Annotated in this window: 27 protein-coding genes and 1 pseudogene; 14 read left to right on the forward strand and 14 right to left on the reverse strand. The window is 62.7% G+C overall.

The window, feature by feature from the left end; all coding sequences use genetic code 11:
* The first annotated feature begins 45 nt into the window (after positions 1–45).
* The 8 genes from G5575_RS03060 (at position 46) to G5575_RS03090 (ending at position 5,437) form a co-directional block, all read left to right on the forward strand.
* Positions 46–660: a ribonuclease D gene (locus G5575_RS03060; RefSeq protein WP_164533034.1), complete on the forward strand. Its 615-nt coding sequence runs from the start codon at positions 46–48 to the stop codon at positions 658–660.
* Positions 661–1,311, forward strand: a complete 651-nt coding sequence (locus G5575_RS03065) for a hypothetical protein (RefSeq protein WP_164533035.1) — start codon at positions 661–663, stop codon at positions 1,309–1,311.
* Positions 1,311–1,769 (forward strand): LptA/OstA family protein, encoded by a 459-nt coding sequence (locus G5575_RS03070; protein ID WP_164533036.1) that lies wholly within the window; start codon positions 1,311–1,313, stop codon positions 1,767–1,769. The genes G5575_RS03065 and G5575_RS03070 overlap by 1 nt, the downstream gene beginning before the upstream one ends.
* Positions 1,766–2,524: an LPS export ABC transporter ATP-binding protein gene (lptB, locus tag G5575_RS03075; protein WP_164533037.1), complete on the forward strand. Its 759-nt coding sequence runs from the start codon at positions 1,766–1,768 to the stop codon at positions 2,522–2,524. The genes G5575_RS03070 and lptB overlap by 4 nt, the downstream gene beginning before the upstream one ends.
* A 106-nt stretch (positions 2,525–2,630) precedes the next feature.
* On the forward strand, positions 2,631–3,320 hold the full coding sequence (locus G5575_RS22055; RefSeq protein ID WP_407924836.1) for an RNA polymerase factor sigma-54: 690 nt from the start codon (positions 2,631–2,633) through the stop codon (positions 3,318–3,320).
* Positions 3,269–4,138, forward strand: coding sequence for an RNA polymerase factor sigma-54 (rpoN, locus tag G5575_RS22060; RefSeq protein ID WP_407924837.1), 870 nt, complete (start codon positions 3,269–3,271; stop codon positions 4,136–4,138). The genes G5575_RS22055 and rpoN overlap by 52 nt, the downstream gene beginning before the upstream one ends.
* Before the next feature lie 205 nt (positions 4,139–4,343).
* Positions 4,344–4,922, forward strand: a complete 579-nt coding sequence (gene hpf, locus G5575_RS03085) for a ribosome hibernation-promoting factor, HPF/YfiA family (RefSeq protein ID WP_164533038.1) — start codon at positions 4,344–4,346, stop codon at positions 4,920–4,922.
* 47 nt (positions 4,923–4,969) lie between these two features.
* The gene (locus tag G5575_RS03090; RefSeq protein WP_164533039.1) at positions 4,970–5,437 is read left to right on the forward strand and encodes a PTS sugar transporter subunit IIA; all 468 of its coding nucleotides are present in this window, start codon (positions 4,970–4,972) and stop codon (positions 5,435–5,437) included.
* Positions 5,438–5,489: 52 nt separating this feature from the next.
* On the opposite strand, the pseudogene G5575_RS03095 reads toward G5575_RS03090, so the two are convergent.
* The 6 genes and pseudogenes from G5575_RS03095 to G5575_RS03120 all read right to left on the reverse strand — a co-directional run bounded on the left by G5575_RS03095 (position 5,490) and on the right by G5575_RS03120 (position 12,303).
* A pseudogene (locus tag G5575_RS03095) lies at positions 5,490–6,776 on the reverse strand (bifunctional folylpolyglutamate synthase/dihydrofolate synthase).
* 151 nt (positions 6,777–6,927) lie between these two features.
* Positions 6,928–9,351: a phenylalanine--tRNA ligase subunit beta gene (gene pheT / locus G5575_RS03100; RefSeq protein ID WP_164533040.1), complete on the reverse strand. Its 2,424-nt coding sequence runs from the start codon at positions 9,349–9,351 to the stop codon at positions 6,928–6,930.
* A gap of 12 nt (positions 9,352–9,363) precedes the next feature.
* Positions 9,364–10,494, reverse strand: a complete 1,131-nt coding sequence (gene pheS / locus G5575_RS03105) for a phenylalanine--tRNA ligase subunit alpha (RefSeq protein WP_164533041.1) — start codon at positions 10,492–10,494, stop codon at positions 9,364–9,366.
* A 217-nt stretch (positions 10,495–10,711) separates the two neighbouring features.
* Positions 10,712–11,113 carry a 50S ribosomal protein L20 gene (gene rplT, locus G5575_RS03110; RefSeq protein WP_164533042.1) on the reverse strand — a complete coding sequence of 134 codons (402 nt, stop codon included), beginning with the start codon at positions 11,111–11,113 and terminating at the stop codon, positions 10,712–10,714.
* A 19-nt stretch (positions 11,114–11,132) separates the two neighbouring features.
* Positions 11,133–11,333 carry a 50S ribosomal protein L35 gene (gene rpmI / locus G5575_RS03115; RefSeq protein WP_046105910.1) on the reverse strand — a complete coding sequence of 67 codons (201 nt, stop codon included), beginning with the start codon at positions 11,331–11,333 and terminating at the stop codon, positions 11,133–11,135.
* A gap of 118 nt (positions 11,334–11,451) precedes the next feature.
* Positions 11,452–12,303 (reverse strand): glycosyltransferase family A protein, encoded by an 852-nt coding sequence (locus tag G5575_RS03120; protein ID WP_164533043.1) that lies wholly within the window; start codon positions 12,301–12,303, stop codon positions 11,452–11,454.
* 119 nt (positions 12,304–12,422) lie between these two features.
* On the opposite strand from G5575_RS03120, the gene G5575_RS03125 reads away from it, so the two are divergent.
* Together G5575_RS03125 and G5575_RS03130 are read left to right on the forward strand one after the other, a co-directional pair.
* Positions 12,423–12,842, forward strand: coding sequence for an Hsp20 family protein (locus G5575_RS03125; protein ID WP_164533044.1), 420 nt, complete (start codon positions 12,423–12,425; stop codon positions 12,840–12,842).
* Positions 12,843–12,885: 43 nt separating this feature from the next.
* Positions 12,886–13,167 (forward strand): DUF1150 family protein, encoded by a 282-nt coding sequence (locus G5575_RS03130; RefSeq protein WP_164533045.1) that lies wholly within the window; start codon positions 12,886–12,888, stop codon positions 13,165–13,167.
* A 124-nt stretch (positions 13,168–13,291) separates the two neighbouring features.
* Here G5575_RS03130 and G5575_RS19885 read toward each other — a convergent pair whose 3' ends face one another.
* From G5575_RS19885 to G5575_RS19895, 4 genes are all read right to left on the reverse strand, one after another.
* Positions 13,292–13,999 carry a glycoside hydrolase family 3 protein gene (locus tag G5575_RS19885; protein WP_235935535.1) on the reverse strand — a complete coding sequence of 236 codons (708 nt, stop codon included), beginning with the start codon at positions 13,997–13,999 and terminating at the stop codon, positions 13,292–13,294.
* The gene (locus G5575_RS19890; RefSeq protein ID WP_328765817.1) at positions 13,999–14,964 is read right to left on the reverse strand and encodes a glycoside hydrolase family 3 N-terminal domain-containing protein; all 966 of its coding nucleotides are present in this window, start codon (positions 14,962–14,964) and stop codon (positions 13,999–14,001) included. Before G5575_RS19890 ends, G5575_RS19885 begins: the two co-directional genes overlap by 1 nt.
* A 62-nt stretch (positions 14,965–15,026) precedes the next feature.
* On the reverse strand, positions 15,027–16,295 hold the full coding sequence (gene lnt / locus G5575_RS03140) for an apolipoprotein N-acyltransferase (protein ID WP_235935752.1): 1,269 nt from the start codon (positions 16,293–16,295) through the stop codon (positions 15,027–15,029).
* Complete coding sequence (locus tag G5575_RS19895; protein WP_235935753.1) at positions 16,184–16,615, reverse strand: hypothetical protein; 432 nt, start codon at positions 16,613–16,615, stop codon at positions 16,184–16,186. Before G5575_RS19895 ends, lnt begins: the two co-directional genes overlap by 112 nt.
* A 131-nt stretch (positions 16,616–16,746) precedes the next feature.
* Here G5575_RS19895 and tsaB point away from each other — a divergent pair, with 131 nt between their 5' ends.
* From tsaB to G5575_RS03160, 4 genes are all read left to right on the forward strand, one after another.
* The gene (gene tsaB / locus G5575_RS03145) at positions 16,747–17,358 is read left to right on the forward strand and encodes a tRNA (adenosine(37)-N6)-threonylcarbamoyltransferase complex dimerization subunit type 1 TsaB (RefSeq protein WP_164533046.1); all 612 of its coding nucleotides are present in this window, start codon (positions 16,747–16,749) and stop codon (positions 17,356–17,358) included.
* Positions 17,359–17,363: 5 nt separating this feature from the next.
* A complete protein-coding gene (rimI, locus tag G5575_RS03150; protein ID WP_164533047.1) occupies positions 17,364–17,843 on the forward strand; it encodes a ribosomal protein S18-alanine N-acetyltransferase in 480 nt (159 codons plus the stop codon).
* 90 nt (positions 17,844–17,933) lie between these two features.
* The gene (locus G5575_RS03155) at positions 17,934–18,320 is read left to right on the forward strand and encodes a Fur family transcriptional regulator (RefSeq protein WP_164533723.1); all 387 of its coding nucleotides are present in this window, start codon (positions 17,934–17,936) and stop codon (positions 18,318–18,320) included.
* Between the two features lie 89 nt (positions 18,321–18,409).
* Positions 18,410–18,586, forward strand: coding sequence for a hypothetical protein (locus G5575_RS03160; RefSeq protein ID WP_164533048.1), 177 nt, complete (start codon positions 18,410–18,412; stop codon positions 18,584–18,586).
* On the opposite strand, the gene G5575_RS03165 is transcribed toward G5575_RS03160, so the two are convergent.
* The 4 genes from G5575_RS03165 to G5575_RS03175 form a co-directional block, all read right to left on the reverse strand.
* Positions 18,583–18,840 carry a hypothetical protein gene (locus tag G5575_RS03165; RefSeq protein ID WP_164533049.1) on the reverse strand — a complete coding sequence of 86 codons (258 nt, stop codon included), beginning with the start codon at positions 18,838–18,840 and terminating at the stop codon, positions 18,583–18,585. The two genes, G5575_RS03160 and G5575_RS03165, sit on opposite strands and share 4 nt — an antisense overlap.
* A gap of 164 nt (positions 18,841–19,004) precedes the next feature.
* A complete protein-coding gene (locus tag G5575_RS19900; RefSeq protein WP_235935536.1) occupies positions 19,005–19,802 on the reverse strand; it encodes a beta/alpha barrel domain-containing protein in 798 nt (265 codons plus the stop codon).
* Between the two features lie 33 nt (positions 19,803–19,835).
* Positions 19,836–20,309, reverse strand: a complete 474-nt coding sequence (locus tag G5575_RS19905; RefSeq protein WP_235935537.1) for a beta/alpha barrel domain-containing protein — start codon at positions 20,307–20,309, stop codon at positions 19,836–19,838.
* A gap of 59 nt (positions 20,310–20,368) precedes the next feature.
* Positions 20,369–21,469: a winged helix-turn-helix domain-containing protein gene (locus G5575_RS03175; RefSeq protein WP_407924847.1), complete on the reverse strand. Its 1,101-nt coding sequence runs from the start codon at positions 21,467–21,469 to the stop codon at positions 20,369–20,371.
* Positions 21,470–21,488 lie beyond the last annotated feature (19 nt).

Genomic DNA, 21,488 nt, shown 5'->3' on the forward strand with positions numbered 1-21,488 from the left:
GGCTCTGTGCCAAGGAAGCTGGTATCGGAACGCGGGATTTTCTTTATGGCCATTCGAGTGCATCGGGGTGATCTGCCCAATCTTTCCAACTATGGCCGCGAAGTTGCGATCGATACCGAGACCATGGGCCTCCACCCCCACCGCGATCGGCTATGCGTCATCCAGCTGTCGCCGGGCGACGGCAGCGCCGATGTGGTGCAGATCCCGCAGGACGCTACCCAGGCGCCCAATCTCGTCAAGCTCCTCGGCGATCCCGCCGTCACCAAGATTTTCCACTATGCGCGCTTCGACGTCGCCGTTCTGCAGAAGCGCTTTGGCGTGGTCACCGGCCCGGTCTATTGCACCAAGATCGCGAGCAAGCTGGTCCGCACCTATACCGACCGCCATGGCCTCAAGGACCTCGTCCGTGAGCTGCTCAATGTCGACATGAGCAAGCAGCAGCAGAGTTCGGACTGGGGTCACGAGAAGCTGACCGATGCCCAGCTCGAATATGCCGCTTCGGACGTGCTCTATCTCCACGATCTCAAGCGCCACCTCGATCGCATGCTGCAGCGCGAAGGCCGCACCGAGCTGGCGCGCGAGTGTTTTGATTTTCTCAAGACGCGCTGCGCGCTCGACCTGCTCGGCTGGGAAGAAACCGACATTTTTGCCCATAGCTAAATGAGCATCAGCACCGCCGCCTCGCTGCCGCCGATCCGACGCCTCAAGCGGCGCAACTCGATTGTGCGCGTCTTGCGGTTGGCGGTGCCGATCTTGGGTGCGTTGGTGCTGTTCGCGCTGCTGCTGCAGATCGTGTTGTCGAGCTTGGAAGGCCGTTTCAGCATCGGCCAGATCACCGTTTCGCCCGATGCGGTGACGGTCGCCGCGCCCGACTATGTCGGCGTCATGCAGGACGGGTCCTCCTACCATGTTTCCGCCAGCAGCGCCCGCGCCACCACCGAGCGACCCGACCTTATCGGTCTAGCCGAAGCCAAACTGGTGCTCGACCGCATCGATGGCGTTCAGCTCAGCGCTGACGCGGCCATGGCCCAGCTCGACACCACCAACCAGAAGACCATGGTGCCCGGCGTCGCCGACATCGCGGACTCGAGCGGAACCACAGGCACCTTGCGCGATTCCGTCTTCGACTGGCAGGCGCAGCTTCTGACTACCAATGGCGAGGTTGTGATCGATTATGCCGATGGCACCACGGTGCGGGCGGGCGGTCTCGTCTATGATGCGCAAAGCATGATCTGGACCTTCAACCGGTCCGTCGTCACCCTGCCTTCCACCCCCGGAGAGAACGAGCTCTCCGACGGAGACCAAAACTGATGACCCGACCTTTGCGTCTCCTTGCCCTTCTGGCCTTGCTGATGCCGCTGCCGGCCCTGGCGCAAAGCAAGGTCGAAATCACCTCCGACACCTTTGTCATGAACGAAGCGGTGCGCGAGGCGGTGTTCACCGGCAACGTCATCGTCAAGCATCCGACCGTCAATGTCTGGGCGCCCAAGGTTGTGGCCACTTATGGCGAGGGCGGCACCAGCGATATCCAGACTTTTGAGGCGTCTGGCGGCAATGTGCGCCTGCAGACGTCTGATCAGGATGCCACCGGCGATCGCGCCGTCTTCACCCCGGCTGATCAAATGCTGCGCCTCACTGGGAATGTGAAGGTCACCAACGCTTCGGGCACGATCGATGCTACCGAACTTGAGGTGAATCTCGAGACCAACGTTTCGACATTCACCAGCTCCGGCGGCGGTCGCGTTACCGGTATCTTCTCGTCGCAATGAGCTCTGAACCGGCTCGCCCGCGCATCGACCAGAAGGGCTGGCTCGTCGCCCATAGCTTGGCCCGCAGCTTCGGCAAGCGGACCGTGGTGCGCGACGTTTCACTCGCCGTGCGCCGCGGCGAGGCGGTGGGCTTGCTCGGCCCCAATGGCGCCGGCAAGACCACGGTCTTCACTATGATCATGGGCCTCGTCAAACCCGACGCGGGCAAGATCATGCTCGATGGCCAGGACATCACCCGCCTGCCGCTGTTCCAGCGCGGGCAATTGGGCATCGGCTACCTGCCACAGGAGCCTTCCATCTTTCGTGGCCTGACCGTCACCGGCAATATCATGGCTGTGCTTGAAAACACCGTCAGCAACCGCGCCGAACGCAAGCTGCGGCTTGAAGCGCTGCTCAACGAATTTTCCATTGCTCACCTCGCCAAGTCCAATGCCCTAGCCCTCTCCGGTGGCGAGCGCCGCCGCGTCGAGATCGCCCGAGCGCTCGCAGCCGACCCCAGCTTCATGCTGCTCGACGAACCGTTTGCCGGCGTCGACCCGATCGCGGTTGCCGAAGTGAAGGGCCTTGTCCGCCAGCTCACGCAGCGCGGCATCGGCGTCTTGATCACCGATCACGCGGTGCGGGAAACCCTCGGCCTCGTCGATCGCGCCTATCTGATCCATGGCGGCAAGGTGATGATTCAAGGCAAGCCCGAGACCATCAGCGCCGATCCCGAAGCGCGCCGCGTCTATCTCGGCGAAAGCTTTTCGATCTAGCACCACATCTTCTGGCACGAAACTTGCCAACCTTGAGCGTTCTTGCCATGGTGCGCGCGGGAAGTGGCCGGCAACGGCCGAGGTTTGCATCAGAGGCCGCTTGCGAATGGCGCTTTCGCCACGGCTGGAATTTCGCCAGTCTCAAACGCTGACATTGACGCCTCAGCTCATGCAGTCGATCCGGCTGCTGCAGCTGAGCCATCTCGAATTATCCGCCTTCGTCGACGACGAATTGCTGCGCAATCCTCTGCTCGAACGTGAGGATGGCGGCACCGATGAAGCGCCCGAACCCGCCGAACCACGGGTCGAAATGAGTGCCTACGAGGACACTGTCGCGTCCTCCGACCGCATCAAGGATGCCGACCAGATCGCCGAGGGCTACGACACTGCCGTAGAAAACGTGTTCCCCGACAGCGCGCCCAGCGACTTGGGCAGCTCTGCGGCCGGACCTGACCGCAATGGCAGTTTCGACGGCGGCGATGCGCCTGATCTCGACCAGTTCATCGCCACCCGTCCGCGCCTTTCAGATCATCTCGAAGCGCAGGCACACATGCTGCTGCGCACGCAGGCAGACCGCCTTATTGCGCAGCACCTGATCGATGGCCTCAACGAAGCCGGCTATCTTGCCATTGAACTTGAACAGGTTGCCGTGTTGCTCGGTGCCGAGATCGAGGACGTCGAGGCCGTGCTCGCCGTGCTGCAGACCTGCGACCCGGTGGGCATCTTTGCCCGCACTGTTGCCGAATGCCTTTCCATGCAGCTGCGCGCGAGCGCGATCGGCGGCTCGATCCAATGATGCAGCGGCTGATCGATCACCTGCCGATGCTGGCTGAACACAATACGCCGGCGCTGTTGCGCGCCGTCGGCTGCGATCGCGAGGATCTCCAGGATATGCTGGCAGAGCTTCGAATGCTCGACCCCAAGCCGGGTCTTGCCTTCGACACCAGCCCCGTCGAGACCGTCGTCCCCGACGTCTTTGTCCGCGCGGAGCCTGACGGCAGCTGGCAGATCGAGCTCAATTCCGACATCCTGCCCAAGGTCCTGGTGAACCGCAGTTACTACGCAACGGTCAGCAAGAAGACCCGGGACGCCGGTGAAAAGACCTTCCTCACCGATTGCCTTGCCACCGCCAACTGGCTAACCAAGAGCCTCGACCAGCGCGCCCAGACCATCACCAAGGTGGCGGCCGAAATCGTGCGTCAGCAGGACGGCTTCCTAACGCACGGCGTGGCCTATCTCAAGCCGATGACCCTCAAGATGGTGGCCGAAGCCATCGACATGCACGAGTCGACCGTGTCCCGGGTCACCGCGCAAAAATATATGGCAACGCCGCGCGGCCTCTACGAAATGAAATACTTCTTCACCACGGCCATCGCTTCGGCCGATGGCGGCGGTGACCACTCGGCGGAAGCGGTGCGCCACCGCATCAAGCAGCTGATCGATGCCGAACCGCCCGGCGCCATTCTTTCCGACGACACGATCGCCGAAATGCTGCGCAAGGAGCAGGGCATGGATGTCGCCCGACGCACGGTCGCCAAATACCGCGAGGGTATGAATATCCCTTCCTCCGTCATTCGCCGGCGGCAAAAGAAGGAACTGGCGCAGGCCTCGTGAGGCTTCGTCCCAAGCTTGACGAATGTGTGTCCACTGTCTCGATCAATCGAACCGGTGACGACACTTGCGCATTGCTTCCTCTGCGCGAGCGGGTCTAGCATCGCCTCTGCCTCTTTTCGTAGCGGAGGGGCAGACGTGATCCCGTAAAGCCGGGAAACGGCTTTCGGATCTCTCGCGTCAAACAAAGACTGAGAGGAAAAAAGCCATGACCTTACGCGTTTCGGGAAAGAACATGGATGTCGGCGATGCCCTGCGGGGCAAGGCGGAGGAACACTTCGCCGCCGTGGTCGGAAAATATTTCGACGGCGGCTACGACGGACACCTGACCCTCAGCCCCGATGGCAGCGGTTTCCGGGCCGACTGCATGGTTCATCTCGATTCGGGCGCCGTGCTGCAGGCCAGCGCCCAGGGCGGCGACGCGACGTCCGCCTACGAGATCATGGCCAACAATATTGAGAAGCGCCTGCGCCGCTACAATCGCAAGCTCAAGTCGCACCGCAAGGGCTTTGACGGAGACGGGCTCGATGCGGTGACCGCGCAATACACCGTTTTCGGCAGCACCGAAGAGCTCGACGAGCTCGATGAGGACTATGCGCCGCCGGTGATTGCCGAGACCACCAAGAACCTGCGCCAGATGAGCGTCGAAGCGGCGGTGGCCGAGCTCGATTTTTCCGGTCAGCAGCTTGTCATGTTCCGCCATGCTGGACATGGCGGGCTGAATGTGGTCTACCGCCGCGCGGATGGCAATATTGGCTGGATCGACCCAGCCCTGGGCGCCAATTGATCGGCGCCCGCGCCTGTCCGCGGGGTAATAGATCCTAAGGCAGATTTATGGACTTGGCCGATATTCTGGCAGAGCGCGCCGTGCTGACTTGTAACGGCGCGCTTGATAAGCCTCAGCTCTTCAAGATCATTGCCGACAGGGCCGCCGAACTGACCGGCTTTGCCGCCGAAGATCTGCTCGCAACCCTTGAGGCGCGCGAAGACCTCGGTTCGACTGGCCTCGGCAACGGCATTGCTGTGCCGCATGGCAAGGTTGCGGGCCTCAAGCATGTCACCGCCGTTTTCGCTCGCCTAGACCAGCCCATCGAATTCGACGCGGTAGACGATGAGCCGGTCGATATCGTCGTGACGCTGCTTGCGCCAATCGGCGCAGGTGCCGATCACCTCAAGGCGCTGTCCAAGGTTGCCCGTCTGCTGCGGACCGAAAGCATCACCGCACAGCTGCGCGCGGAAACCGATCCGGCCCGCCTTTATTCGATTTTGACGACGCCGCTCGAGACGCATTACGCCGCTTAAGATTTGCTCGATGGGGCTCCTCCCCGCCTTACGGGGAGGCTGGGTGGGGGCTTCAGTCAGGCAAGGTCCCGTTCTGCGCCAACACCTCTCCGGCCAGATACAAAGACCCGCAGATCAAAACCCGCGCACCGTTGACCTGTGCGGCTTCGGTCAGCGCTTCCCTGAGAACTACCCTTGCCACGGCCGGAAAACCTTGGGCCCGCGCCCGCCCGGCAATTTCCTCGGCGTCGCGTGCATTCGTCTCGCCCGGGATCGTCAGCGTCTTGACCGAAACCGGCTGCAGATTCGCGAATGGCGCCAGAATATCCTCGGGCTGGCGCGTGTTCATCATGCCCATGATCAGCACCAGCGGCTTTTGCGATCGCTGCGATCGACCGCGCTAGAGCCGCCACCCCATGCGCATTATGGCCACCATCGAGCCAGAGCTCGTGGCTCTCGGGCAGCAGCGCACGCAGTGCGCCGGTGCGCAGCGGCTGCATCCGGGCCGGCCAGCTCACCCGCCGCAAGCCTTCCACTAGCGCTGCCTCGTCCACTGGCAGCCCAAAGTGTCGAACCGCAGCAATGGCCAGCGCGGCATTGTCAAATTGATGCGCGCCGAGGAGGGCAGGGGGCGGCAGGTCGAGGAGGCCGTCCTCGTCCTGAAACACCAGCCGCCCATCTTGCGCGCTGCCGTGAAAATCCTCGCCCTGCCAGATCGGTCGAACGCCCAGCCGCGCCGCCGCACGCTCCAGCACGTGGCGCGCCTCATCCTGCTGCAGCCCCATCACCGCCTTGGCACCGCGCTTAAGGATCCCCGCCTTGCTGGAGGCAATTTCCGCCAGCGTGTTGCCCAAAAAGGCCTGGTGGTCATAGTCGATCGGGGTGATGATGGTTCCGAGCGGATGCCGGACCACATTGGTGGTGTCGAAGGTCCCGCCCATGCCTGTTTCCAGCAGCAGATAATCGGCAGGCGTTTCCGCAAACAGCTTGAAGGCCGCGACGGTCGTCACCTCGAAAAAGGTGATCGCGTCGCCTCCATTCATCCGCTCCACTTCTTCCAAAGCCGCGTTGAGCGGTTCCGTTTCGACCAGTGTGCCGGCCAACCGGATCCGCTCGTTGAAGCGCACAAGATGGGGGAATTGTAGACATGCACCCGCTTCCCCGCAGCCTCGAGAAAGGCGCGCAGATAGGCAATGGTGGAGCCCTTGGCATTGGTTCCAGCCACATGGATGGTCGGTGGCAGATGATCCTGCGGATTGCCCAGCCGCTCGAGCAGCGGCAGCATGCGATCGAGCGACAGGTCGATCAGCTTGGGATGGAGCTGGGACAGGCGCGCAAGGATTTCATCGGTGCGGGACATGATGGTCAATCCTCGATCTGAAGCCCCTCCCCTAGTGGGGAGGGGTTGGGGTGGGGGTGCCGCGACATCCTCAAGCTCAACGGATGGGGAGCCCCGACACCCCCACCCTCAGTCCCTCCCCACAAGGGGGAGGGAAGCCGACCATAGAGCCCTACTTCCGCAATTCTCCGCCGGTGGTTTTGGTCACCGCCGCGACCACCGCTGCGGACACCTTTTCGATTTCCTCGTCGGTCAGCGTGCGGTCCTTGGGCTGAAGCGTAACTTCGATCGCGACCGATTTCTTGCCTTCGCCGACGTGGGCGCCTTCGAAGACGTCGAAAATGTCGACTTGCTTGATCAGCGTCTTGTCGGCACCGCGCGCGGCCTTGAGGATCGTTGCTGCGGCAACGCTGCGATCCATGACGAAGGCAAAGTCGCGAGAGACCGGCTGGAGGGGCGAAAGCTCGATGGCCGGCTTGGTCTTGCTGGCTTTCTTGCGCGCTTCCGGAAGGGCATCGAGGTCGATCTCGAACACCGCAACAGCGCCCTCAAGGTCAAGCTCCGCCGCCAGCGCCGGATGCAGTTCGCCAAACCAGCCCAGCGTCACCTTCGGCCCCAGGGCCACGCGACCACCCCGGCCCGGATGGCTCCAGGCAGCGGGTTCAGCCAGCACCTGTACCTTGTCGATGTCGACACCCAGGGCATCGAGCGCGGCCGAGAGGTCCGCCTTGGCGTCCCAAACGCTTACCGACTGGGCTTTGCCCGACCAATGCCGGCCGGCGCCATCCTGCCGTGCCGTCCCGGTTCGCACACCGGAAGCAAAGGTATGCTGCCCTTCAGGCCGGTCTGACAAAAATACCTGCCCGACCTCGAACAGCGCCACGTCGCCAAAGCCGCGATTGCCATTGCGCCGCGCACCGGCAAGCAGGCCCGGCAGGAGCGAGGGCCGCATGTCGGTCATGTCCGACGCGATGGCATTGGCCAGCTGCCGATCCTCGGTCCCGCCGCCGAAGCGGGTCGCATCGGCATTGGAGATGAAGCTCCAGGTCACCACCTCGTCTAGGCCTCGCGCCGCCAGGGCACGACGCACGATGCGCCGGCGGTTCTGAATCCTGGTCAGCATGCGCTGTGCCACATGGTTCAAGCGCGGCAAGGGCTCGACCGGAACATTGTCGACGCCCACCATGCGCATGACCTCTTCGACGAGGTCGGCCTTCTGCGTCACATCCGGACGCCAGCTCGGCACTTGGACAGTCCGCGTTTCGCCCGAGCCCGAAGTCTTAAAGCCAAGCGATCGGAGGATCGCATCGATCCGCTCTGGTGACACGTCGAGGCCGGTCAAGCGCTTGACCTCGCCGAGCGGAAACTCGACCACGGTGTTGGGGAAGACATCTTCGCCGGAAATAGCCGGTTCGAGCGCTTCGCCGCCGCAAAGCTCCAGCACCAGCCGCGTGGCCAGTTCCAGCCCCGGTTCGGTCAGCGCCGGATCGACTCCGCGCTCCAACCGATAGCGGGCATCCGACACAATGCCGGTCTTACGGCCGGTGCGGGCGATGAGCTCGGGATCCCAGCTGGCGCATTCCATGAAGACGTTGGTGGTTTCGTCGGTCACGCCCGAGCGGATGCCGCCCATGATGCCGCCAAGGCAGAGCGGACCTCGCTCGTCGGCGATGACGGTCATGGTTTCGTCGAGCGTATAGACCTTGTTGTCCAGGGCATCGAAGCTTTCGCCACGCGCCGGGCGCAGCACCATGTTGCCCTCGACCTTATCGGCGTCATAGGCATGGAGCGGGCGGCCCCAGCCGAGCGAAACGAGGTTGGTGATATCGACCACGGTATTGATCGGCCGAAGTCCGACGGCCCGCAGCCGCGCCTGCAGCCAGTCAGGGGAAGGGCCATTCTTGATGCCGCGGAAATAGCGGCCGGCAAACTTGCGGATCGCCTTGGGCTCGCCATCGGCGAACTGCTGCGGCAGCGGCGGGATTGGGCTCGGTCCGACTGACGGCACCGGCGACATGTGGGTGGTCTTGAGCGTGCCGATACCGAAGGCGGCAAGGTCGCGCGCCACGCCATAGACCCCGGTCGCATCGCCACGGTTCGGGGTGATCGAAATGTCGAACACCACGCCATTGATGCCGGCATAATCGACATATTTTTCGCCCACCGGCGCATCGTCCGGCAACGTGATAATGCCGTCATGATCGTTGGAAAGCTGCAGTTCCGCCGCCGAGCAAAGCATGCCGTTGGATGGCTGTCCGCGAATGACGACTCCGCCCTTGAGTTCGAAATCCTTGCCCGGAATATAGGTGCCGGGGAAGGCAAAGACCGACTTCATGCCGGTTTTCACATTGGGCGCGCCGCAAACGACATCGATCAACGCGCCGGTCCCGGCATCCACCTTGCAAACATTGAGATGGTCGGAATTGGGATGCGGTTCGGCCGAAACCACCTTGGCGACGACGAACTTGTCCAGCGCCTTGCCCTGGCTTTCGATGCCTTCCACCTCAAGCCCGACAGTCGTCAGCGCAACGCCGATCTCCTCGGCAGTCGCATTGGTGTCGAGATGTTCCTTGAGCCAGTCGAGGGTGAATTTCATGTCTTTGGCTCCTTAGCTCGAAAGTCCGCCGAACAGGGTCGGCAGGTCCAGGGGTCGGAACCCGTAATGCTCGATCCAGCGCTGGTCGGCGTCGAAGAAGGCGCGCAGGTCCGGCATGCCGTATTTCAGCATGGCAATGCGGTCGATGCCCATGCCCCAGGCAAAGCCCTGGTAGACGTCGGGGTCGAGCCCGGCATTGCGGATGACATTGGGGTGCACCATGCCGCAGCCCAAAATTTCGAGCCAATCGCTGCCCTCGCCGATCTTGACCTCGGAGCCGGAGCGATCGCACTGGACGTCCACTTCCATGGACGGTTCGGTGAAGGGGAAAAAGCTCGGCCGGAAGCGAAGCGTGACATTGGGCACTTCGAAAAAGGCCTTTAGGAACTCTTCGAGCACCCAGCGCAGCTGGCCAATATGGGAGCTCTTGTCGATGACGAGACCCTCGACCTGATGGAACATCGGCGTGTGAGTCTGGTCCGAGTCGTTGCGATAGGTGCGGCCAGGCATGACCACGCGGATCGGCGGATCCATGGCGGGCGTCAGATAGCCGGCGGCGGGCTTGTCATTGGTCTTTTGCATGACGCGCACCTGTACCGGCGAAGTATGGGTACGCAGCACCTTCTTTACCCCGTCGGGGCCGGGCTTCATGAAGAAGGTGTCGTGCATTTCGCGCGCCGGATGGCCTTCGGGGAAGTTGAGCGCGGTGAAATTGTAGTAGTCGGTCTCGATATCGGGGCCTTCGGCGATCGAGAAGCCCATGTCCGAGAAGATGGCGGTGATCTCGTCGATCGTCTGCGAGATCGGGTGGATGCGGCCGCGGGCTGTGGGGGCAGGCGGCAGCGGCAGAGTGATGTCGACTGTCTCGGCCTTGAGCCGGGCATCGAGGGCGGCGCGCTTGAGGGCCTCGCTGCGGGCTTCGATCAGTCCGCCGATTTCGGCCTTGAGCCCATTGATTGCCGGGCCCGCGGACTTGCGTTCCTCCGGCGCCATCGCACCGAGCGAAGCGAGGAGGGCCGAAACGCTGCCCTTCTTGCCCAGCGCCGAGACACGCACGGCATCGAGCCCGGCTTCCGTCTCGGCTGCAGAAATGGCGGCGGAGAGCTCGGTGCGCAGGGTTTCGATCTGGGCGTCTAGGGACATCTTATCTTCCGCAGTCTCATCAGCAGACCTCATCCTGAGCCTGTCGAAGGACGAGGTCGTGGCACCATGGCTGCGCCCGCCCTCGTGGTTCGACAAGCTCACCATGAGGTCTCATGGGTTATCGTGTTCTTGGCCGCTATAGACCAAAACAAAACGCCCCGCGCCAGCCCTTCCGGGTGGCGCAAGGCGCAAATTTCAGCCTCAGCGAGGAGGGTGCTTAGGCGGTGACGCGGGCGTGGGTGACGGAGTCCACGCTTTCCAGATACGCCAGCGCAGCCTTGGCCTTGGTGACCAGGGCAGCGAACGCTTCGGGCTGGGTGATCGCGAGATCGGACAGCACCTTGCGGTCGACAGCAACCTCAGCCTTGCTGAGGCCGTCGATAAATCGGCCATAGGTCAGGCCGTGATCGCGCACGGCGGCGTTGATGCGCTGGATCCAGAGCGCACGGAAGTTGCGCTTCTTGACGCGACGATCGCGATAAGCGTACTGGCCGGCCTTTTCGACGGCCTGCTTGGCGATACGGATCGTAGACTTACGACGGCCATAATAGCCCTCGGCGGCCTTCAAGACCTTCTTGTGACGAGCGTGGGCGGTTACGCCACGTTTAACGCGTGCCATTTATTTGTGTCCTTCCAGCTTAGCGATTGTACGGCATGTACCACTTCACCAGACCCTCGTCGCCCTTGGACAGGATCTTGGTGCCGCGGTTGGTGCGGATGTACTTGGCATTGTGGCTGATCAGGCGGTGGCGCTTGCCGGCGACGCCGGCCTTCACCTTGCCCGTGGCGGTGAAGCTGAAACGCTTCTTGGCGCCGGACTTGGTCTTCATCTTTGGCATTTTGCGGGTCCTTCAGAACAGTGAGGATGGATTTGGGCCCATCGCATTCAAGAACCGCCACGGCATGCCTTTTGGCCGGGCGGTCCGGAGAAGTGGGCTCTATAGGGGCAAAGGCCCGCTAAGGCAAGGGCTTGGATGCGCGCAAACGCGGTTCGAGATGATCTTCGAAGAGAAGGCCGGGTGCGGCGCTGACCGCATCGCCATAAGCTGCCTCCGCCGCGAGAGAAACGCGCAAAAATCCCGCGACGCCGGCGACGTCTTCGGCATCGAGCCCGTAATATCCTGCTTCCAGCCGATCAAGGATCGCCGTCTTGGCATGGATCATCGCCGCTGCGGTCTCGGCGCCATTACTGAGCGATCCATTGCGTTTGACATAGTCATGCAGCGGCGTGCCGAGGTGAAAGCTCTGCGGCACGGTACGGAAGAGCTGCAGCAGGAATTCGAGGTCGTTCATGTTGCGGATAGTGGGATCATAGCGGCCGTCGGCCCGTCGGCGGTCCCAGACCACCATGGAGTCCATGGAAAGATTGACCCACTTGTGCTCGCCCGCCGTGAGCACGCGATCCGGTCCGTCGGCCACGAAACGCAAATGTGAAAAGCCGGTCGTCACCACATCGAGCGCAGTGGTGACGATGCCATATTCGTCCAAAGCCACAACGGCGCGTTCAAGCTTTTGCGGCTTCAGCCGATCATCCGCATCAAGGATAGCCGCATAGGGCGTTGCCAGCTGTTCGAGCGCCACGTTGCGGGTTGCCGAGGCTCCGCTGCCGGTGCGGCCGGTGGTCGCAAAGACCTGCCGCCTGTCGCCCAGGCCCTGCTGATCGAGGAAGCCGGCATAGTCGAACCCGTCGTCGGCGACGATCCAGTGCTGCCAATCGGCATGCGTCTGCTCGAGCACGCTGCGCACCGTCTCTGGCAGCGTCTCCTGCGCCTTGTAAGCCGGGGTGATGATGGCGACCGTCTTGCCCATGGTGCAACGCTCCTCCGCCTTGAAATCATGGGTTTTCGGCCCCATATCCGGCTCGTGTCAGCGATGCCATTGTTAGGGTCGCGGGTGCAAGACGTTGCTTGAGTTCAAGGACGCCCATCATGTCGCGTATCTCGGTGTTTTCCGCACCATTTCTTCTTGGCTTCGACACGTTCGAAGAACGCATCGACCGCTTAGCCCGCACTGCCGACGGCTACCCGCCCTACAATATCGAGCGCACGATTTCGGCCGATGGTGCCGAGCGGTTCCTGATCTCGATCGCGGTGGCCGGTTTTGCCTCGGGCGAGCTTGATGTGACGGTGGAAGACAATGGCCTCCAGGTGCGCGGCAAGCAGCGGGACGACCCCTCCCGCAACTATCTGCACCGCGGCATTGCTGCCCGGCAATTCCAGCGATCCTTCCTCCTCGCCGAAGGCATGGAAGTCCGTGATGCAACTTTGAGCCATGGCATGCTCGTTATTACCCTTGAGCGTCCGCAAGCGCCCAAGATCGCCCGCAAGATAGACATTCGATCGCTCTAGCGATCAGCCCCCGCGGCCAGGCAAAACAGGAAAGGGCCAAAAAATGATGGATAAGAGAAACGACGCCGCGATCGACACTGCCAATCCGCTCAAGGATATGACCCGCGCCCAGTTCGCGGCCCTTGGCGGCGATGCCGTGGCCTATGTGAAGTCGGTGGACGGCATCCTGCTTTCCGGCCTCATCGAGGACGCCCAGTTCGATGCAGCAACGCTTTATCACCTGGTGATGTCGGCCGATGGCACGCCCCTTATGGTGGCCGACACCCAAGCCGCCGTGACCGAATGGCTGGGCGACCAGAATATCGGCGTCGCGACGCTGCACTAGGCCAAGTAAAAACCCCCACCCGGCCTCCCCCTTTAGGAGGGGGAGGAGTACCGCTGGTGGCTATGACTCGATCGAGCTCCTCCCCCGACTAACGGGGAGGCGGGGGTGGGGGCTCTCAGACCGCCTAATACTTCCCCTGTTCACTCCCACAAAACGGATCGACCGGGCTCACGCCCTTCCAGTCGATCCGCCCCATTAGCGCCTCAACCACGGCCGCCTGCATGTCTTCGTTCGAGCCATAGGCGTTGACATAGGTCGGGACGCGCGGTGCGTCGTGGAGATAGTAGGGGAAGCCCAGCGAAACCATGAGCGTGGGCACATCGTGCCAGTAGCGCCGCATTGCACCGAAGACCGAGCCGGTCAGCTGCCGCCAGTTGAGGAAGATGCGCCCCCGCGTCAAAAGCGTTTCCTCGGCCAAAAGGTAGAGCATGAGGTCAAAATCCTTGGGATTGACCGGCGTCTCAGGCGAAAACTCCGTCACCTCGAAACCTTCCTGGCGCAATCGATCGGGCAGGGAAAGCGGGATCGGCACCGGCGCAAAGGGCTGCACGGCGCCAGTCGAAAAGACCAAAACCTGCTTATGCTTGGCTGTCGTCAGCGGCAGCAGATTTTGCACATCCTTGACCAGCGTCGGCACCCGCTCGGTCACCGACTTTGCAGTGATGCGGCTATCCGAGCGCGCCATGATCATCTCGGCAGTAGAGAGCGAGGGCAGGGTGCGCTCCGGCTTGTGCAGTCCGAGCGCTGCCTTGAGGGCCAAAACCCGCGTCACCGCTTCATCCACGCGCTCCTGTGAGAGCCGCCCGTCGGCCACCGCCTTGACCAGCCGCATCAGGTCGGCATTGGGGTCGTCGGAAAAAGGATGACGTCGCAGCCGGCGATCACGAGGTCCGGAACGGTCTGATCGCGATGCCCCCAATCGCCAAGCCCCGCCATGCCTGTCGCATCCGAAACGATGAGCCCGTTAAAGCCGAGCCGTTCGCGCAAGAGCTGCTGGTTGAGGACGCGGCTGATCGAGGCAGGCCGGAACGCTTCGCCCTCCGCCGCGGGATCGAGCTCACGCACAAAGGCTGGGAAGGCGATATGCGCCGACATGACGCTCATCACCCCGGCCTCGATCGCCGCGCGATAAAGCCGGCCGAAACTGGCCTCCCATTCCGCCAGCGTCAGCGGATTGACCGTCGTCACCAGATGCTGGTCGCGGTCGTCATAGCCTTCGCCGGGCCAATGCTTGACCGTCGCGGCCACGCCCTTGGCCTGAAAGGCACGGATTTGTGCCAAGGCGTGCCGCTCGATGCGAGCGACGTCCGAGCCATAGGAGCGCGTGCCGACAATGGCACTCTGCCAGGCCTTGTTGATGTCGATGACCGGGGTAAAACTCCAGTTGAGCCCGACGGCCCGCGCTTCTTCCGCCATGATGGTCGAGATTGCCGCGGTGGCCTCGACATCGTCCACCGCCGCCAAGCCGAGCGGGTTCGGCACTTCCGTCCCGAAGGGAAGGCTCATGCGGCTGCCTTCAAGATCGGCGCTCACCAGCATCGGCACCGGGCCGGCGCCATCGACCTGGCGCATCAGTGCGACCTCGTCGGCAAGGTTCGCCGAAAAGATGCGCGTTACCCCGCCCGGCTTGAATGTTCGCAGGCTTTCGATGGCGGTTTCCGGCCCCTCGCGGCTGAGGAGATTGAAAAGCTGCGCCAGCCGATCCCGCGCGCTGAGGCTATCGCGTGTCTGGTGCACCCAGGCCTGCGCCGCTTCGTCGAGATGAAACGGCGCGGCGGAAAGATCGATCGGGGTCACAGCCTTCTCCTCAAAGTGCTGCGTGAGACGTAGCAGGCCCGAGGAGGCGATGGGAAGGGCGCTCAGAGCCGCCGGCGTCGAAGCCGTCGCGATGCGACAAGGCCGATCAGCATGCCCGCGATCACCGCGATCAGGAACGGCCAATGCCGTACCCGGGTGAAGATCGTCCCGTTGAGCTTTTGATGCGGGCGGACATCGAGCGCCGCCATCTGCCCCGGCGCCAGGGCTGCGGTGATGCGGCCGACCGGATCGGTGGCAAAGGTGAGGCCGGTATTGGCCGCGCGGACCAGGCTCATGCCCTCTTCGACCGCGCGGGCCCGCGCATGGTGGGCATGCTGCGCCGGTCCGATCGAGCCATCGAACCAGGCATCGTTGGTGGGGTTGAGCATGAACTGCGCGCTGCCGCTGTCCCCCAGATCGCCTGAAAAAATGATCTCGTAGCAGACCAGAACCAGGGCTGCGGGAGCATTGGGCAGGGCCAGGACCCGCCGGCGAACTTCACCGGCCGACCAGCCATCGACCCCTGGCACGAACTGGGTGATGCCGATCTGCCGGAAGAAGGGCGCAAAGGGCAGGAATTCGCCGAAGGGGACGAGGTGCGCCTTGTCGTAGGAGGCGACGATCTCGCCTTCCGTATCGATGGCCACGACGGAATTGAAGGGCGGCTCCCCGGTTCGCGCACCATCGAGGGCATAGGGCAGGCGCGGCACGCCGGCGATCAGCGTCGTCTGCTCGGGCAAGAGCCGGGCGATGCGGGCCAGGGCATCGGGGTAGCTTTCAAGGAAAAACGGCAGGCTCGATTCGGGCCAGACCAGGTGCGTGATGTCGCCCAGCCCCTGGTCCGTCGGGTCCATGCGCATGTCGCTCAGCATCAAGAGGCGATCGACCAGCGCCACCGGATCGACATTGCCGAAATCGGCATGCTCGTAGACCAGCGGTTGCACGAGGCGCATCGCTATGTCCTGCCGCTCGGTGGAGATGGTGCCGGCAAGCCGGTTGTAGCCATAGCCGAGCTGCGCGGCGATGACGAAGAGCGCGAGGAACAACGGCGCCAGGCGACGCGACCAGGATCGGTCATCTGCCGGCCACACCAGCGCCGGCACCGACGCCAGGAGAGGCGCGAGAAAAGTGAGGCCATAGATGCCGATCACCGAGGTCAGCTGCATCATCTCGTCGCTACCGGTGAGGCTATAGCCGAGCAGATCGAAGGGAAACCCGGTCAGCACATGGCCGCGCGCGAACTCGGCGGCGGCAAGCCAGGCGGAAAACGTGACGATCCGCGTCCAGCCATGGCTCCAGAACAGATGCGCAAAAGCGCTGGCAAAGCCCAGAAAACGGCGATGAGCGCTGCAAGGGCCGCGATCGCAAACGGCATGGCGCCGATGATCCAGCCGCCATCCACAAAGAAGGCCGCGCCCAGCCAATGGAAGGCGACAATGAAATAGCCCCAGCCGAAGGCAAAGCCGATGCTGAAGGCCGGGCTGAAAATGCGGCGCCAGCCCTTGCCGCGCTCTGCGCCATCGAGGGCCCAGATCCAGATCGGCATGGCGACAAACAGCGCAGGAACGATGAACAGCGGCGGCACCGATAGGCCGGCAATGGCGCCCGCCACCAGCAGCAGCAGGAAGCGGCGCCAGCCCTGGCTCAACATGGCAGTTTCGGCCAGCCAGGTCATGGGCTTGGGGGAGGCGAATCAGAGGACATGGCGGCAAGGTGGTCGCCTGCCTGGGTAGCGTCAAGGCGGTGGACTCGTGGCCTTGCTGGCGCTACTGCCGAGAGGCCATGACCGACCTGCCGATCACCCTTGCCATCGACACCGCCGCACCCCGCTTGCAGCTCGCGCTGTTGCTGGCCGACGGGAGCTGCGACGTGCTGGTGGAAGATATTGCCAAGGGCCATGCGGAAATTCTTTTCGACCGCATCAATACGCTTCTGGCGCGCAAAGGCGTCGGCTACGAGGCGCTGGCGCGGATTGCCACGACGACCGGGCCCGGCTCATTCACCGGACTGCGCATCGGCCTCTCGGCTGCCCGTGGCCTGGGCCTTGCCCGAAAGCTGCCGGTGATTGGCGTGCCGAGCCTCCTTGCGATTTCGCTGAGCGCGCCCTCCGGTCCGGTCGCGGTCCTGCTCGATGCGCGGCGCGACGAAGCCTATTTCGAAGCCTTTCCTTCGCCGGGCGTGGTCGGGGACGGGCCCCGGCTCCTGCCCATGGCGGAAGCACGAGCTTTGGTGGGATCGGAAGCACTGTTGATCGAGGCCCCCTTCGTCGACATCGGCAAGTTGGCGCGTTTTTCGGCCGATGCCGATCCCGCCGCCTTCCCGCCGCACGCCGCCTATGTGCGCGACGCCGATGCCAAGCCGCAGGACGCCTCGCGCGTGCCGCGCCGGGCGTGAGCAGCATGGACAAGCTCTGGCTGGCCCCCGCGGGGCTCCATATCGAAATGGGCGAAGCCGGCGACGCCAGGGAAATGGCCCGCATCCATGCCCTGGGCTTTTACCGCGGCTGGCCAGCCGAAGAGTTTTCGACCTTCCTCGCCGATCGCATGACCCCCGTTTACGTGGCTTGCGACGCCAGGCGCCGCATAGCGGGCTTTGCCCTGATCCGCGTCGTCGTCGACGAAGCCGAGCTTTTGACCATCGCTGTCGACCCCAAATGGCGCGGCAAGAAGATCGGCCGGGCACTGCTCGATGCGGTTTTTGCCGACATGATGATGTCGCCGGCCAAGCGCATGTTTCTGGAGGTCGAGGAGGGTAATATCCCAGCCGTTCGCCTCTACAAGCAGCAAGGCTTCAAGACCATCTCCACTCGAAAGGGCTACTATCCCCAGCCCGACGGCAGCGCCGCCACTGCGCTTGTCATGGCCCGCGATCTTGGGTAACCCGGACGGGTCACCCGGCTTCGAGGGAGCGATACCGTGAGCAAGATCAGTTCCGACCCAACGCTCGAAGAAGCCTGCGTCGCCCGCGGCATGCGCATGACCGACCAACGCCGCACCATTGCCCGCATCATCGAAGGCGCTTCCGATCATCCCGACGTGGAAGAGCTGTATCGCCGCGCGTCGGCCGTCGATCCGCGCATTTCGCTGTCGACGGTTTATCGCACCGTCAACCTCTTCGAAGAGGCCGGGCTCGTCACCAAGCACGATTTCAAGGATGGCCGCGCCCGCTTCGAGCTCATTCCCGACGAGCACCACGATCACCTCATCGACATTCGCACCGGCAAGGTCATCGAGTTCCGCAACGAGGAAATCGAAGCGATCCAGGAAGTGATCGCCAAGCGTCTGGGCTACAAGCTCATCGACCACCGGCTCGAGCTTTACGCCGTACCGCTCGACCCCAAATCTGCGCAGAAATGATCAAAGTTTAGCGGTTAGGCTTAATCGGCGAACCCGCTTTTGCCTTAACGAATTGTTAGCTACGACACGGCGCACAAGGAGCGCGCGTCATGGCTTGGGAACTGCTGGCAATCGGGGCAATCGTCTTCACCACCGTGTCCTGGTTCGTCATGGATGAACGTCGGCTGCGCGAAGAGCGGCTGATGGCTCGAGTACGCCATTTCGCAGAGGCGCCGGCCTATCGGCACCAGCCCTCCGCTGCGGCGCGGCTGGCGCGTCTGGATTAGGCCGCGGGCCGTCCCAATGTCTGCTTGAGGCGACCGACGATGTCGGCGGCCTTGACCATGAGTCCGAGCTCGATGTCCTCGTCGCTCATGCCCTGATGCGTGTCGACCCAGACCGGCAACATCAGCTCGTGGCGCAAGTGCTGGTCGCCCACGGTTTCGGTGAGCACGGCCCGCACTTTCCCGGTCATCCTGTCGGGGAGTCGCGGATGCGCCTGGCGTTCAGCCAGCGCGATATCGATCAATTCGAAAGTCATTTTGGCTCCGCAGAGCCCCCGAGCCAAGCTGGCCGATAGTGGTTCACGCGGCCTTAACTCTGGGAAACTGCTTAGGTTTCTCCACATGGAGAATAAGATTCTGGGTCTCGCCCGAAGAGCCGAGACCTGAACTGCCTAAAGCGATTTGCCATCAAAAACAAAAGCTAAACGCGCACCGCGTGTTCCACCCGGCCGGTGTCCCCGAAGATGCGAAGATAACGTGCGATATTTTCAGGCGTGCCCGTCGCCTTGGCGGGGTTGTCCGAAAGCTTGACCGCCGGGCGTCCATTGGCCTCGCTGACCTTGGCTACGATGGAGATGGGCGAAAGACCCGGATTGGGCTCGGGCGCGCAATCTTCGAAGTCATTGGTGAGGTTGGTGCCCCAGCCAAAGCTCATCCGCACCTTGCCGTTGAAGTGGATATAGGCTTCCTCGATCATGTCGACGTCGAGCCCGTCCGAGAAAATTAGCAGCTTTTCGCGCGGGTCGCGGCCACGCGACTTCCAGAATTCGATGATGCGTTCGCCCCCTTCGATGGCCGGCGCCGAGTCGGGACGGAAGCCGGTCCAGTCGGCCACCCAGTCCGGCGCATCGCGCAAAAAGGCATCGGTGCCGAAAGCGTCCGGCAAAACGATCAGCAGGTTGCCGCCATAATAGCTCTTCCAGTCCTGGAGAACCCGATAGGGTGCTTCGCGCAGCTCATCGTCGGAGCGGGCGAGGGCGGCCAGCACCATGGGCAGTTCATGCGCATTGGTGCCGAGCGCTTCGAGGTCGCTGTCCATCGCCAATTTGACGTTCGAGGTGCCGGTAAAGCTGTCGCCGATCCCTTCCTTGAGGGCCTCGACGCACCAGCGCTGCCAGAGGAAGGAATGGCGGCGGCGGGTGCCGAAATCGGAGATCTTGAGGTCCGGAAGCTTCTGCAAACGCTCGACTTTTTCCCACATCCGCGCCTTGGCGCGCATAAAGCACGTCGAGCGTAAACGGCCCATAGCGCTTCATCGCCGCCCGCGACCGCAGCTCGTTGATAATGGCAAGCGCCGGGATCTCCCACATCGTGGTGTCGACCCAAAGCCCCGGAAACTCCAGAATATACTGGCCGTCGCGCTTTTCGAGGCGGTATTCCGGCAACTGGTAGTTTTCAAGCCAGCGCAGAAAACCGGGCTGGAAAATCTGCTTGCTGCCATAAAAGTATTACCCGCCAGCCAGATCATTTCCTTCTTGGAAAAGCGCAAGGTGCGGCAGTGATCGAGCTGGGCACGCAGCTCTTCGATATCGATCTCTTCGGCGAGCCGTACGGACTTGGTCCGATTGATCAGCGAGAAGGTCGCCTCGACCTTGGGATAAAGTCCCCAGATCATTTGCAGCATCAGGAGCTTATAAAAATCGGTGTCCAGCAGGCTGCGGATGATCGGATCGAGCTTCCAGGTATGGTTGTAAACCCGGCGAGCAATATCGGTATAGGTGGCCATAGCTGTCCCCAGTCGCGGCTGGGGTTCTAGCGCGCCGCCGATGTGCTGGAAAGGCGGCTTTATGCCGAGCGGTCCAGTTGGAAGCGTTCAAAGCGCGCGAGCTCGGCTTCGATCGCCGTCTTGCCCTCAAGACCGGGATCTTCGAGCCAGGTCCATTTCTGCTCAAGGAGCTTGCCTGCGGCCCGATCAGTCTTGAGGTCGACAACCGCCGCGATCCGGTCGTCCACCAGCACCGGCAAGGCAAAGTAGCCAAAACGCCGCTTGGCCGCCGGCACATAGGCTTCAAAGACATGATCATAGCCGAACATCAGCTTCAGCCTTTTGCGCTGGATAATCAGCGGATCGAAGGGCGAAAGGATATGGACGCGGTTGGATGCCTGGGCCTCCGTCCAGTCGAGCGTGACGGGCTCTGCCCAATGCGGGGTCTTTTCCGCGCCCTCTATCGTAACCGGAACAAGCAGGCGCCGCCTGACCCGCGACTCGATCAGCTCAAGCACGGCGCCTTTTGCGGGCGCATTGAGGTGGCAGATGGAGTCTAGGCTAACCAGTCCCTGGCTGCGCAGGGCGCGGTCCAGGAGATAGGCGGTGATCTGCCGCTCGGTGGCCGCTTTTGGCGACGTGTCCCAGCCGAAATGGCGTCCGGTAAGCTCATAGGTCTTGAGCATGCCCTCGCGCGCCGAAATGGTCACAAGCCCTTGATAGAACATTAGCTGCAGCACGCGCTTGGACGGTTTGCGGCTGGCCCAGGGATGGTTCTTGTCGACGAGTTCGTCGTCATCGATGTCGCGTATCGAGAGCGCGCCTTCGGTCTTCAGCCGCTTGGTCATGGCGCTGATTTCCGTTTTGGTCACCGAGCCGAACCAGGCGCTGGGATTGTCGCGATAGCGTTTCATCGCCGGCACGAAATACGCGAAGTCGGCGGTCGGCACATAGCTTAGCGCATGTGTCCAATATTCGAAGATCGACTTCTCTGCGCTTTGCAGATGCGTGAGGTCCGAGCGGCGATAGGCCGGGATGCGCGAATAAAGAATGTGGTGGTGGCAGCGTTCGATCACGTTGATGGTGTCGATCTGCACATAACCCAGATGAGCGATCGCTGCCTGCGCTGCTTCCGGCCCTCTGCCGAATGGCTCGAAACTGTCGAGACGTTGCGCCCGCATCCAGATGGCGCGCGCTTGT

It is taken from the genome of Devosia aurantiaca (assembly GCF_011058215.1).
Taxonomy (GTDB): Bacteria; Pseudomonadota; Alphaproteobacteria; order Rhizobiales; family Devosiaceae; genus Devosia; species Devosia aurantiaca.